Origin of the sequence: Promicromonospora sp. NPDC023805, assembly GCF_040639635.1 — a bacterium.
GTDB lineage: Bacteria > Actinomycetota > Actinomycetes > Actinomycetales > Cellulomonadaceae > Promicromonospora.
The window spans coordinates 102,888-116,726 of record NZ_JBFAAH010000004.1; the positions used below are offsets into that span (position 1 = coordinate 102,888).

9 protein-coding genes are annotated in these 13,839 nt (G+C 69.9%); 4 read left to right on the forward strand and 5 right to left on the reverse strand.

Annotated elements, in window-relative coordinates:
* The first annotated feature begins 2 nt into the window (after nt 1-2).
* Genes AB0F70_RS06650 through AB0F70_RS06660 form a run of 3 tightly spaced genes read left to right on the forward strand, consistent with a single transcriptional unit; the run spans nt 3 to nt 2,958 of the window.
* Complete coding sequence (locus tag AB0F70_RS06650; protein WP_357445031.1) at nt 3-1,064, forward strand: GSCFA domain-containing protein; 1,062 nt, start codon at nt 3-5, stop codon at nt 1,062-1,064.
* Nucleotides 1,061-1,840 (forward strand): hypothetical protein, encoded by a 780-nt coding sequence (locus AB0F70_RS06655; RefSeq protein ID WP_357445034.1) that lies wholly within the window; start codon nt 1,061-1,063, stop codon nt 1,838-1,840. The genes AB0F70_RS06650 and AB0F70_RS06655 overlap by 4 nt, the downstream gene beginning before the upstream one ends.
* A gap of 11 nt (nt 1,841-1,851) precedes the next feature.
* On the forward strand, nt 1,852-2,958 hold the full coding sequence (locus tag AB0F70_RS06660) for a hypothetical protein (protein ID WP_357445037.1): 1,107 nt from the start codon (nt 1,852-1,854) through the stop codon (nt 2,956-2,958).
* A 15-nt stretch (nt 2,959-2,973) separates the two neighbouring features.
* Here AB0F70_RS06660 and AB0F70_RS06665 read toward each other — a convergent pair whose 3' ends face one another.
* Genes AB0F70_RS06665 through AB0F70_RS06680 form a run of 4 tightly spaced genes read right to left on the reverse strand, consistent with a single transcriptional unit; the run spans nt 2,974 to nt 9,943 of the window.
* A complete protein-coding gene (locus tag AB0F70_RS06665) occupies nt 2,974-4,383 on the reverse strand; it encodes a hypothetical protein (protein WP_357445040.1) in 1,410 nt (469 codons plus the stop codon).
* Nucleotides 4,380-5,441 (reverse strand): glycosyltransferase family 4 protein, encoded by a 1,062-nt coding sequence (locus tag AB0F70_RS06670; protein ID WP_357445043.1) that lies wholly within the window; start codon nt 5,439-5,441, stop codon nt 4,380-4,382. Before AB0F70_RS06670 ends, AB0F70_RS06665 begins: the two co-directional genes overlap by 4 nt.
* Before the next feature lies 1 nt (nt 5,442).
* Complete coding sequence (locus AB0F70_RS06675) at nt 5,443-6,996, reverse strand: polysaccharide pyruvyl transferase family protein (RefSeq protein WP_357445046.1); 1,554 nt, start codon at nt 6,994-6,996, stop codon at nt 5,443-5,445.
* Entirely contained in the window at nt 6,989-9,943 is a 2,955-nt protein-coding gene (locus AB0F70_RS06680) for a glycosyltransferase (protein ID WP_357445049.1), read from the reverse strand. The genes AB0F70_RS06675 and AB0F70_RS06680 overlap by 8 nt, the downstream gene beginning before the upstream one ends.
* 187 nt (nt 9,944-10,130) lie before the next feature.
* Here AB0F70_RS06680 and AB0F70_RS06685 point away from each other — a divergent pair, with 187 nt between their 5' ends.
* Nucleotides 10,131-12,566 (forward strand): polysaccharide lyase 8 family protein, encoded by a 2,436-nt coding sequence (locus AB0F70_RS06685; protein ID WP_357445052.1) that lies wholly within the window; start codon nt 10,131-10,133, stop codon nt 12,564-12,566.
* A gap of 13 nt (nt 12,567-12,579) precedes the next feature.
* On the opposite strand, the gene wecC is transcribed toward AB0F70_RS06685, so the two are convergent.
* On the reverse strand, nt 12,580-13,833 hold the full coding sequence (wecC, locus tag AB0F70_RS06690) for a UDP-N-acetyl-D-mannosamine dehydrogenase (protein ID WP_357445055.1): 1,254 nt from the start codon (nt 13,831-13,833) through the stop codon (nt 12,580-12,582).
* Nucleotides 13,834-13,839 lie beyond the last annotated feature (6 nt).

Below are 13,839 nucleotides of genomic sequence, written 5' to 3' on the forward strand. Positions count from 1 at the left end.
CAGTGCACCCCTACGAGGATCTCCCCAGCCGCGCGTTCTGGAAGCAGGCGGTCGCCCAGCGCAACGCCATGGAGCTCGCTGACGTGTACGTCCCGCGCTTCGAGATCTCCCGGACTACACGGATCACGGCTGCCGGCAGCTGCTTCGCGCAGCACATCGGCAAGCAGTTCAAGAAGCGCGGGTACCGGTTCATGGACGTCGAGCCCGCCCCGGTCGCACTGCCAGAGGAACAGCACAACAAGTTCGGCTTCGGGATGTACTCCGCTCGATACGGGAACATCTACAGCGCGCGGCAGCTCGTGCAGACCTTCGCGCGTGCGCGCGGCGAGCACACACCCGTCGACGAGTACTGGACCGACGGTGAGCGTTTCTATGACCCGTACCGACCTTCGATCGAGCCCCGTGGGTACTCGAGCCTCGAGGAGCTTCGCATCCACCGCGACGCACACCTGAGAGCCGTGAGCTCGCTCCTCGCCCAGACCGACCTCTTCGTCTTCACGTTCGGACTCACCGAGGCGTGGGAGAACCTGGAGGACGGGACGATCTACCCGACGTGCCCAGGCACGGTCCACGGCGACTTCGACGAGACCAGGCACCGATTCGTCAACTTCAGGTTTCGACAGGTGCTCGAGGACTTCGAGTCCTTCATCGCCTACGCGCGGTCGATCAACCCGGCAATGCGATTCCTGATCACGGTGTCACCGGTTCCCCTGACCGCCACGGCGTCCGGTAACCACGTTCTTCCCGCCACTGTCGCTTCGAAGTCGATCCTTCGTGCTGTGTGCAGCGAGCTGCACGACACGTACGACTTCGTGGACTACTTCCCCTCCTACGAACTCGTTTCCTCGCATCCGATGCGAGCCCTGGCGTACGAGCCCAACCTGCGGTCGGTCTCCGCCGCAGGCGTCGCGCAGGTGATGGATGTCTTCTTCTCGGCGCACGGCGACGCCGGCAAGCCGGAACCTGTTCGAGAAGCGGACAAGGCCGTAGCCCCGACGATGCCTGAGCAAACTGCGGACGACGTCGTCTGCGACGAACTGATCCTTGAGGCTTTTGGACGATGACTGCATACATCGCGGGCAACTCCCACGTCATCTGCCTCGTTGGCGCGGCCAGAGAGTCCGTCGCCGGCCGTGCGACCCACCTCAAGGCCAAGCGGGTCGCCCCACGCCACTTCGCGGTCGGTGACACCGGAATCTTCTTCACCGGCATCACGAAGGACCTGCTCACACCGGGCATCTTCGGCGCTGTCGACCAGGGGTCGCTCAAGTTCACCGACCAACGCTTCCAGCAGGACCTTGCCGAATGGACCGGTGAGAAGACGGTCCCTGCGACGAGCCCGTGGGGCCTCTGCAACGTCGGAAACGCCTCGCGGCGGCTCTACCGTGACGCGATGTGGCGGACCTTCGCGCCGACCCATCTGGCGCAGGGCGGACTTACCCCCGTGACGGACGACGCGATCAGAGCCATGCTCGAATCGGATCACCGAGGCGCACGGATGGTCTACGAACGGCTCGCCGTTCTCGGCATTCCCGCCTTCGCGATCTCCGGGCCACAGCCTCGACGCGCTCACCCAGCCATGACCGAGGACGGCTACCGACCCGAACTCCTGCTGCACCTTGACTCGCTCGCGCGGGAAGTGTGGCGCGAGTGGCTCGCCGGCCGAGGCCTCGCGCTGATCGAGCCTCCCGCCGAAGCGGCCGACGCCGACGGCTTCCTGCGACCCGAGTTCGAGAATGTGCGGGAAGAGGGCGAGGCCGACCGCATCCACGGGAACGAGCTGTACGGGGAGCTCATGGTTGCCCGTATCGCCGAACATGTAGCCCGCCAGAACCCATGATTCCTGCGCCCATGGCCGCCGACACGGTCGATCCCATCCCGCCCGGTGCTCGCCTGGTACATATCGGTTTGCCGAAAACCGGGTCCACAGCGTTGCAATATGCTGCGTCGCAGCTCAAGAAGAGGCTTCGGCGTGAAGGCGTGCTATATCCGGGCAAGGGTGAAAACCACCACAAGGGCGCCTCATGGCTCGCGGGCCTCAATGTCGCCTACCTCCCCGATCCGACACCGCAGGAACGGTGGTGGCTGAATCTCGAACGGGAGCTCGACCTCCATCCGCAGCACCGCGGATTCTTGTCGTTCGAGATGATCTGCACTACCGATTCCGATGGTGCGCGGCGGACGGTCGACGAGATCGGAGACCGCGGGCGGATTCCCGTCCATGTGACCCTGGTACTTCGCAATATCGGAACGTTTCTCCCGTCCTACTGGCAGGAGAGCCTCAAGCGGGGAAACAGCGCGTCGCTCGAAGAGTATCTGCGACGGGCTCTCAAGGACCCCGCCGCCGTGGACGCCTCTGGGGCCTTCCACCGACGCGACGGCCTAGGTCTTGTAGAACGCTGGTCCGAGATCGTCGGCCCGGAGAACGTCACGGTCATCGTCCTCGAGAAGGCCCGTCCCACGCGCCTGCTCGACACGTTCGAGTCGATGCTCGCCCTCCCGGCGGGGATCCTGCACTCCGAGCCTCCGGTCGGCGCCGGCGCCAACCGGGGCATGTCCGCGGCGGAAGCAGCGCTCGTCCGCCGGCTCAACGAACAGATCATCGGCGAGTGGCACGCTTCCTCGCGCGAGCACCGGAACCTCGTGCACCACGGCGTCGTGGGCCGCCTGCTGTCCAGCCGCGAGCCCGCGGAGTCCGAGGGCAAGCTGCGGATCCCGGGGTGGGCCGCCGAGTCGTGCGCCGAGGCGGGGCGCATCCTGGCCGACAGCGTGCGGTCGACGGGTGTACGGGTCGTCGGAGACCTGGCAGAGCTGGAGCGTCCTGTACCCACCGCCGACGACGAGGCGCTCGCGCCCCCCGACACGGTCCCCTTCGACTTCGCGGTACAGGCACTGCTGGGCATGTTCGCCCGCTCAACAGGCTGGACGGCAGACCACACCGCGCCGCTCAAGCAATAGAAGGCTTGGTTCGGGTCAGCTCAGGCGCTGTGCGCCCTCGTAGACGCCTATGACCGCCTGCAGCGCGAGCTCGCTCGGGATCCGCTCCGGCCGGCCTGCCGGAGCCGTTCCCGGATGCGGCACGGTGGCCAGACCCGCGTCGGCGCCCTCCGTCCGTGCGCCGACGATCCGCCGTGCGGCGGACGCGCGCAACTGGCGCACGTCTGCCTCGTCCAGGTTCCCGTCGCCGGTCAGATGCTCGGCGAGGGCGTCGAGGAGCTCGACCTCGGCGGCGCTCAGCCTGCCGGCGGGGATCCCGTCGGACTCGTCAGGCCGGTAGACGTCGGCCGTCGTGGCGCCGTCCGATCCCGTCCCGCGGAGCTGGACGGCGCGTCGCGCCAGTCCACCGGCCGCGATCAGAGCGAGGTCGCTCGGCACCTCGTCCGGCAAGGGCGCCTGGTCACCGACCCGTCCCGCCGCCGCGAGATCGGAGAGGTCACCGACGACGCGGACTCCGGCGGACTCGATCTGTTCGGCGATCCGGATCGCCGCGGTCGCCGTATGTCTGATCACGCGTTCCGGCACCCGCAGCGAAGGTTCGTCCGTCTGCCGCGGCCGCACGGAGATGACGGTGTTCACCGCACCGCCGTGGAAGAGTCCCCGGCGGGCGCGGGACCCCGTCTCCTGGAAGATCCGCTCGGCGGCCTGCCTGAAGAACTCGGTCTCGACAGCGCTCATGCCCGAGTTGGCGGTGACCCGCTCCAGCGCCCCGCGGCGCTGTCCGAGCAGGTCCTCGAAGACCCGGAAGATGTGGTCGCGATCCGTGGGATCGAGCACGACCACCGTCATGTTCTCCGGGCCGAAGGCGTCCGCCCACCGTCCCACGAGGTTCGTGCCGTCGCTCTCGTCGAAGACGTCCGCGCCGGGCATGTGCAGCATCGGCAGGTCACGGAAGGCATGGTTCAGCCAGGCGTCGAAGGGCTTGAACTCTCCGCTCTTGACGCACTGCTGCCACGTGGACAGGAGCATCCCGGGCAGTGGCCGAAGTGTCAGTACTACATGGGTCGGCATCGTGAACGCCGCCCGGACCCGCGCGACGTCGCGCGCGCCGGCGGTCGAGAAGGCCTCGCTGCTCACGAGCGCGTAGTCGCGTTCGTTGTTCACGAGCTGCTTGAGGATGCCCGTCGACCAGTGGGCCGGCGCGAGCTCCGCGAGCCCGGGTTCCTTGCGGTAGCCGAGCAACGACCTCGCGAACCGGCGATGGTTCTCGTGCCGACCGGGGTACATCACCCCGCCCTCACGGAGCCGCGCCCGGGATCCGGCCGCCGACTGCTGCAGCGACGTCGTGCCGGTCTTGGGTGCGCCGATGTGGAGCAGCGTGGTGCCCCGGGGCAGTGCTGGTACCTCGTTCACGATGTCCTCCGACCTGCCTGTTTCGACGGTCATCTCGGCAGCAGCTCCGCGAAGTCCACGGACATGTCGTGCATCGTGTAGGACGCCGCGAACTGCTCAGCGGCCCGTGCCCGTGCACCGTTCTGCCGGTCCAGACCGCGTTCGATGGCCTCGGCCAGCGCGTCCACCCGGGACGTGGCCTCGATGTCGAAGAACTCGATCCACTGCTCGTCGCCGTACTCCGCGAGCAGGTGCGGTTCTCCCGGAACCACGCACGGGACACCGAGGGTAGCGGCCAGCAACATGCTCCCCGAGTTCAGGATCCGCGTGTAGGGCAGCGCGAACAGGTCGCATGCGGAGGCCCAGGTGACCACCTCCTCGTCGGTGAGCTGTCCGTGGCGCCGGTGCACCGTGACGTTCCCCGGCATCGCCGCCTCGATCTCCGCCATCGCGTCGGCGGTGGTGCCACCGGCGAGCAGCATCGAGACGCGGGGGTTGCGCTCGGCGAGGAGGCCCGCCGCCCGCAGCAGGTCCCCGAGGCCCTTGTACGGGCGGATCCCGCCCACTATCCCGATGACCAGGTCACCGGGAGGGATGGTGCCGATCCGCCGTCGTGCCGCTCGACGCCCTGGTGACGGCTCGTAGACACCCTGGTAGCTCGCGTGCCGCACTCGAGACACCTTCTCGGCCGGGAGCTCGTAGTACTCCGAGACCACCTCGGCGGTCTGGGAGTTGAGCACGATGATCCGGGACGACCGGCGGGCGAGCACCTTCGCGAGCTCGACCTCCTCCGCGTGGTAGCCCGTGTCGTGGGAGATGGTGTTGTGCACGGTCCAGAAGACCTCCACGCCACGGGACCGGGCATCGGACAGCGCGCCGTCGAGCCGCGCGATGCGCGACCGGAGCTCTGCCGCGTTCTTGACGTTCTCGGCGACCGGGCTCGTCCAGTGGATGTGCAGGATGTCACCGGCCTCGAGCGCCTTGAGCTCGTTCAGCAGCTCGTGGTAGCGCCACTTCCCGTCGACCCGCCAGCCCTGCGAACGAGCCTCCATGTAGAGCATGTTCAGATAGGGGTTCGTGGTCCAGTAGGGGAACACACTGATCCTGGCCACGTCATCGCTCCTGTTCCTGGGCGCCGACCAGGGTCGACGGCGGTACGTGCACCGGTTCGGGCGCGAGCCGGGGCAGGTCCTCGGACCAGGCCAGCTCCGTCGTCCGGACCGTCCCGTCGTCGTACCGGACGGAGACCAGGCACCGCACGGCCTCCGGCGCACCCCAGGCGGGCGGCAGGACGACGTCGAGGTCGAGCTGCGCGGTCCTGGGCGGCAGCATGTGCTGCGGCACGGCGACGTGCTCGCCGAGCGCCTCGTTCGTGAGCCGCACCTCGCCGATCGGGGTCTGCGTGTCGGCCAGCAGCAGCGCGAGGCTCAGCACGGTCCCCCGCGGCCGGGACACCGCCGCGTACGCCACGGCGCGCAGCCCGTCCCGGACCCGCCGGGCGGCCTCCTCGATCCGTGCGACGGAAAACGTGCGCACCGCGGCGTCGACGCTCCTGAGCTCGGCCGGCAGGGAGTCCGGCGCGACCTCGGCGTAGTGCCACTGCCGCAGGTCAGCGAGCTCGGCCGCGCCGGTGGTGCGGCCGGCCTCGTCGGTGAGGGCGCGCAGGAGGCCCTCGTACTCGGCCCGCGCACGGTCGAGAGCCGCGCCACGGGAGTCCTCCATGGCGGCGATCCATATTCGGTCCCGGTCGTCGGGGTCCGTTCGCCCTCGTTCCGGAGCCGCCCACGGCGTCTCGTCGCCCGACGACCACAGCTCCCAGGGGAACGCCTCGAGCAGCGCGTCGGCGTCGAATCTCGGCTCTGGCTGGCCGCCCAGCACGAACGCCTCCTCGACGGTCTCGGCGATCGGCTCGAACGCCCTGCCCGTGCCGGCGAGGTAGTCGCGGTACTTGAACGGGTGCTCGTGCGCGGACCGCACGAAGCGTGCCGGGATCCCGAGCGCCTCCGCGACGATGACGGCGTGCAGCGACGTGCTGATCACGAACCGGCTCGAGGCGATCTGGAGGAGCACCGAGTCGACGTGGTCCTGCGAGTCGAGCGTCTCCAGCACGTGGTCACCGGCCACCGCGGAGACGTCGTCCTTGTCGTTGAAGTTGGGCACGAAGAGCACGTCCCGCACCGGAGCGCGGCTCACCCGGAGCAGCTCCGGCATGACGTCGGCGAGGAGCAGGACCGGGTCGCCGTAGACCTCCGGTACGTCGAACCCGTGGCCCGACAGGAAGCGCCGGCTCAGCGGGCCACGAACGGCCCGGAACGCCACCCCGTCCGGGATGTCCTTGGTCGCCGCGAGCATCTTGCCGTTCACCCCGGACCCCCATACGACGGATCGCTCCGGCGCGAGGTGCAGGATCGAGCCGACCGACAGGAGCGCCGGTCCGTCGGGTGCGACGGTGCGTGCGGAGGATCCGACCAGGCGGGACACTATCGCCGGGCCCAGGACGTCGCCGAAGTTCGCCACCGGTGCACCGGAACGGATCGGGTTCCAGTGCACCACCGGTACCCCTGCGATCCGGGTGATGGCCCGGTCTCCCCCGGGCGCACCTACCGTGGCGGCAGCAGCGGGCACAGCGGTACCCGGCTCTGCGAGCAGGCCGCTCACGTCAGGCATCGTTCCTCCGAGACGCAATCTGTAGCTCAGCCTTCTTCCGGTTCCTGCGGTTCTTCGCGGCTCGCTGGATCCGCCACTCGACGGCGCGGTAGGCGCGCAGCTTTCTGGCGCGCCGACCGACCCGGATACCGCGCCAGCGCACCGCGGTGGCGACGCGTGCCGTCCCGGAGGCGAACGTGCGCAGGCCGAGCTCGTCGCCGTCCGCCAGCCTCATGGGCCGGACCACGCTCAGCGACGAGGCTCCACCCGGCCACTCGATGCGGACCGGCAGCTCGAGCTCGCCGAACGCGTCCTGGACGATCACCCGAAGCCGCCAGTCGTACCCCGGCTCGAGGGCCGTGAGATCCGCGTCGACCGACCAGCCCTTCTCGTTCACCGAGACGCGGCCGAAGAGCCGCTGGCTGTGCACGTCCCGCTGCTTGCCCACGGAGCCGAGCGCGACGAGCCGGAGCACGCGCACGCCCGGGCGGACCGGTCCGCTGCCCCTGAGGTGCAGCACGCGGCCCCGGATCCCCGTGATGGTGGCGGCGAACTTCGGCCGGTACTTGTACGGGTTGTACTGGGACTCGCGCCAGACGTCGTTCAGCTCCCCGTGCAGCAGGGCCTCCGCGACGCGGACCTCCCTCGTCGCCGGGGTCGCCGTCGACCGCAGCGAGATCTCCGGATCGAACTTGCTCGCGAAGACCATCATCCGCTCGCCGAGCTCGTCGTCCCAGGCATGGGACACGTCGATGAACGGGCGCATCACGTCGTTGCGCCAGAGCTTCCCGGCCAGACGGCGGTCGAACCCGTCGGCCATGGCGGTCGAGAGCGCCTCGGCGAGCCTGGTGATCGTGTCCGAACCACCGGCGAAGCTCTTGCCCACCTCGCGTTCCCACACGGTGCGCGCCAGGTCGAGGTGACCGTGGGCGGCGAGGTGGAAGACGAGCGCGCGGCGCGCGCCGATCCGCTCCAGCGCCTCGAAGGGTGCGAGCGAGACCAGCCCGGCGACGGCGGCCGAGACCGCCACGAGGTCTTCCTTCTCCAGCTGGTCGAACCCGTCCTGCAGCAGCTTCCCGAGCGTCGCCCACGCGTCGGAGCCGAGCGCCGCATGCCAGTACTCGCGCGCGAGCTCGCTCCGGTCGTCCTCCGCCACCAGCACCGCGCAGAGGCGTTCCTGCACGAAGTAGCCGATCAGCGACCGCACGTCGCCGAGGCGCGCGGTCATCGAGCTCGCGCCGGGGCGCGCACGGTAGTGGTAGACCACCTCCGGCGTCACGGCGATGCTCCGCGCGAACCGCATGGCGGCGGTCATGGGGAGCATGTCGTTGCCACGCGGCGTGGTCGGGAAGTGCAGCTTGTGCTCCACCCAGAAGTCCCTGCGGACGAGCCGGTTCCAGCAGGTCCGGTTCCGGATCAGGCGGGGGTTGAGGTCGAGCGTCGTCCGTTCGAGCCGCGTCTCCAGCCCGTACTTCGTCGGGTCGCTCCACGTCGTCGAGGTCCACACCCGCTGGAAGCCGCCGACGGTGACGTCGGCCGCGCTGCTCTCCGCGAGGTCGAGGAGCGTCCGGTACGCGTGCCGCGGTACGAGGTCGTCGCCGTCGCAGAAGATGACGTACCTGCCGGCGGCCAGCTCGAGCCCCGCGTTCCTGGCCTGCGCACCTCCGCTGCCGGGGTTGCGCACCGGCACGACCCGGGCATCCCGGCGCGCCCAGTCGAGGACCTTCTCCCACGTGCCGTCCGTCGAGTGGTCGTCGACGACGATCAGCTCGAGGTCGCCCATCGTCTGCTCCAGCACGGAGCGGAGGCACGCGTCGATCCACGGGTCCACGTCGAACGTGGGCATGACGACCGAGACCATCGGTCCCGTCCGCGCGGCCGGGTCAGAGCCGAGGGCGATCTGCTCGGACGCCGGACGCTCCGCGGCGGGACCGTCGGCGGTCAGGCTGAGCGCCTCGAGCAACGCCGCCGGCAGCCCGTCGTGCCGCGCCTCCGGCTCGGGGCCGGCCAGGAGAGAGAGGGCAGCCGTGAGCGTCGGCGTCGGCACCCTGAGCAGGGTCGCGGCCTCGCTCGCCTCGAGCAGCTCCGTCACCAGCGTCGTGGCCATCAGCCGCGTCTCGCCGTCGACCTCGTCGAGCGACTTGATGCGCGACGCGACCTCGTAGCGCAGCACCTTCTCCACGAAGAGCTGGACGGCTTCCGGGACGTTGGCCCCGGCGAGGACGCGAAACGCCTCTCGGACCTGGACCGCCCAGTCCAGGATGGTCCGGGACGACGTCAGCGCGGTCGTGATGGACCCCGGCCGGCGCCGGTACAGGTACATGCAGAGGGGCACGACGTCGAAGGCCGACGCCGCCGCGTAGGCGCGCACCGACGGCACGACGTCCTCGCACTTGGTGGCCTCCGGCCAGCGGATGTCCTCGTGCACCAGGAACTCGCGCCGGAACACCTTGGTCCAGGCGGTGTGGTCGTACACCAGCTCAGGAAGGTCGGCCAGCGTCGCGCCCTCCGCACCCGTCGCGTACACCGCGGGGCGCGTGGTCCAGTACCGGTGCCGGCCCGACGACGTGCCGAACTCGTCCGCGTAGGCGGTGGCGAAGTCCGAGCCGGACCGCTCGAGCGAGGCGACCAGCGACGCGTACGCACCCGGAACGACCATGTCGTCGCTGTCCGGGAAGGTCACGTACTTTCCCCGTGCGTGGCCCAGGCCTACGTTACGGGCGGCGCCCAGCCCGATGTTCACGGGATTCTCCACCACGCGGACCTGGTCGTACGCTGCCTCGAACTCACGCGCGATCAGCACCGAACGGTCCGGTGACGCGTCGATGACGACGATGATCTCCTGCGAGACGTCCTCGTCGACGAGGCTGTTCAAGCAGTCGTCCAGGTACCTCTCCACCCCATAGACCGGCACCACGACCGACAGGAGCGGTATCTGCTCGTCCCGTATCCCGGGAGTCCCCGTCAAGATCTTCTGCTCCCCTTCGTGATCCAGCTTCCAGCGTGGAAAATCACAGTTTCAAGATGCGCCAGCGGTCGGCCCATGCTAGCGGCTGACCAGCACGGAAATGTGTCCAACCGGCGAAAGCAGCCAACTCCCCCGGGGACGCTCGCCGCGAACCGAACGCTCGCGGCACGGGTACCCTCGCACGTTGATGACCTCCACCGACGGCGAACAGCCGAACCGCCGCCCGATCATCGGCCGCCGCCAGCTACTGCTCGTGGGTGGTCTGGCCGTGGCCGGGGCAGGCATCGGCGTCACGTATCTGCGCCGGGGCGAACCTGACCCGACGAGCAGTCCGACACCACCCGCCGAGGTTACTGCGACTACCCCGTACGCGCGGCTGCGGGCGCGCTGGTACGCCCAGCTCACCGGCGGTGACGTCGATCTGTCGGTACCCGAGATCGCCCAGGCGGTAGAAGGCGTCGACGCCGCTGCCAGGAATGCTCTCGCCGACATGTCCCCACGCGGGGACAGCGCAGGCGTCTGGCCGGACCTCCCCCTCGACGGCACCGGCCGCACGCGCGCCGTGGCGCTGCGCCACACGTCGGGCCGCCTCAACTCCATGGCCCTCGCCTACGGGACGGCAGGCAGCACGCTGTACGGGGACCGCGAGCTGCGGACCCGTCTCGTCGACGGGCTCGACCTCCTGCACGAACGCTACGCGGGTTACGAGACCACGCTGGAGGAACCCTGGTTCGACCGGGAGATCAGCGTCCCGCTCGCGCTCACCTCGATCTGCCTGCTGCTGCGTGACGACCTGGCCACGGACCGCCTCGAGCGGTACCTGGCACCCGTCGACTCGTTCACGCCGGAGCCATCGAAGGAGGGGGCCAACCTGGTCTGGACCTCTCAGGTCGTCGCCGAACGCGCGATCCTCCTCGACGACGGCGCCAAGCTCGACGCGGCTCGCGAGGGCCTGCAGCAGGCGCTCCGCACCGTGACGTCAGGCAACGGCGTCTACCCCGACGGCTCGTTCATCCAGCACCAGAATCACCCGTACACCGGTGGATACGGGACCGCGTTCCTCAGGAGCTCGGTACGGCTCGCGGAGCTGCTGCACGGTTCCCGCTGGCAGATCGATGACGCGCAGCTCGACTTCCTCGTGGACTTCGCCGTCGACGGCGTGGCGCCGTGGCTGCACAAGGGTGCGCTCATGAGCCCCGTGCGCGGGCGCGAGATCTCGCGCCGGCCCGCCACCGAGCACAACGCCGCCCATATCGCGATGGGCGCGTTCCTCGCTCTGAGCGAGCTGGCCCGGCCGGAACGACGGGACGTGCTTGCGGGCATCACCCGCCTCGTGATCGAGCAGGACACACTCACACCGTTCCCCGAGACGAACAACGTGCCCGCGGTCGCGGCCGCCCATCGCCTGCTGAGCTCCGGGGTGACCACCGCGGCTCCGGAGGAGGGGACAAGGGTCTTCGCCGGGATGGACCGCGTGGTGCACCGGCGCCCGGGATTCACGTTCGCGATAGCCATGTCGTCCTCCCGGATCGCGACCTACGAGGCTATCAACGGCGAGAACCAGCACGGCTGGTGGACGGGCAGCGGCGCGACCTACCTGTACGACGACGACCTCGCCCAGTTCGACGACGGCTACTGGCCGACCGTGGACGCGACCCGCATGCCCGGCACGACGGTCCCCACCGGCGAACCGGCGCCCGGGAGCGGGGCGGAGGCGCTCAGCGATACCGCACTGGTCGGTGGTGTCTCGCTCGGTTCGAACGGTCTCGCCACCATGGCGTTCCGCACTCCCGCCAACTCCCCCGGTGCCGTGACGGGACGCAAGACCTGGTTCCTGCTCGGGGACGAGATAGTGGCGCTCGGCGCCGGGATCACCGGTCCCGGCGGCCGTCCCGTCGAGACCGTCGTCGAGAACCGCAAGCTCTCCGCCGGCGCTACCCGGCCGTTCGTCGTCGACGGGACCGACCTCGGGACCGCACCGATGGACCGGTCGTTCGACAACCCCGGCTGGGCGCACCTCGCGGGCCCTGCCGGAGGGTCCGACATCGGCTACGTCCTGTTGTCGGATGCGCAGGTCCGCGCATCGCGGGAGTCGCGGACCGGGCGCTGGTCCGACATCAACCGGAGCACGGCGTTCGACTTCGACGACGAGATCCGGCACGACTACGTGACGCTCCGCATCGACCACGGGCACGGGCCGCAGGGCGGCCGGTACGCGTACGTCCTGCTGCCCGGCGCCTCCCGCGAGACGGTCCGCGCCTACGCTGCGGGCCCGCCCGTGACGGTGCTCTCCAACACGCTCGGGCTGCAGGCCGTCCGCAGGGGCGACACGGTCGGAGCCAGCTTCGGGTCCTCCAGCGAGCAGTCGGTCGCCGGCATCACCGCCCGTACCAGGGTGTCCGTGGTGCTCGTCCGGGACGGGAAGACGCTGTCGGTGGCCCTGAGCGACCCGAGCCAGACCGTGCACGGCACGGCACGGGTCGGGCTCGACCACCGCGTCCTTCAGGTCGTCAGCGCCGACCCACGGATCCAGGTACGGACAGAAGGGGCCGCCTCGACGCTGCTCGTCGACCTGTCCGACGCGCGCGGGCAGACGTTCACGGCCGTCCTCGAGACCGCCTGACCGCCGGCGGCGGTCAGGCGCGCCTGGCCACCGTCATGCCCCGCGTATCCACGAGCCGCTTGGTCGCCAGTCTCTCGGCCAGGGCGCGGAACACCGTGTGGTCCACGAGCAGCGCGTGTGCGTCGGCGCGCGCGAGCGCCTCCTCGGCGTCGACGAGCCACACGTTGGGCAGGTCCGCCAGGGCGGCGGGCAGCTCGTCGATGTGCGGCTCGACGGCCAGCACCGTCATGTCCGGGGACGTGGTCGCCAGCTCACGCACGATCTCGGCGGCCGGCGACTCGCGCAGGTCGTCGATGTTCGGCTTGAACGCCAGCCCGTAGGCGGCGACGACCGGGGCCTCGACCCCGGCGACGGCGTCGAGCACCTTGTCCAGCACCCAGCGGGGCTTCGCGTCGTTCACCTCGCGGGCCGTCCGGATCAGCCGGGCCTCCTGCGGCGCGGCGTCCACGAGGAACCAGGGGTCGACGGCGATGCAGTGCCCGCCCACGCCGGGGCCGGGCTGCAGGATGTTTACGCGCGGGTGGTGGTTCGCGAGCCTGATGAGCTCCCAGACGTCGATGCCCAGCCGGTCCGCGACGAGGGACAGCTCGTTGGCGAAGGCGATGTTCACGTCGCGGAACGAGTTCTCGACGAGCTTGGCCGCCTCGGCGGTCGCTGCATCGGTCAGCAGGATCTCGCCCTGGCAGAAGACCTGGTACAGCTCGCGCGAACGCTGCGCGGCCTCCGGCGTGATCCCGCCGACGATCCGGTCGTTGGTGACCAGCTCGACCATGATCTTCCCCGGCAGCACCCGCTCCGGGCAGTGCGCGACGTAGATGCGGGGCCGGCCGTCCGAGCCGTCGAGGCTGAGGTCGGGGCGCTCGGCGAGGATCCAGTCCGCCATGCGCTGCGTGGTGCCCGGCGGCGAGGTGGACTCGAGGATCACCAGCTCACCGCCGCGCAGCGTGGGCGCCAGTGCCTCGGCGGCCGACCTGATGTAGGAGAGGTCGGGCTTGTGGTCGTCCATGAACGGCGTGGGCACGGCGACGATGTACGCGTCGGCGGGCTCGGGCGCCGACACCGCACGGAGCTTGCCCGCTGACACCGCCTCCGCGACGTATCCCGCCAGGTCCGGCTCCACGAACGGCACCCGTCCGCGGTTCACCGCGGTGACTGTCGCAGGACTGATGTCCACGCCCGTGACCGATACGCCGTTCGCGGCCAGGATCGCCGCCGTCGGGAGCCCGATGTACCCGAGCCCGATCACACTGACGTTACTGATCCCCATGTTTCC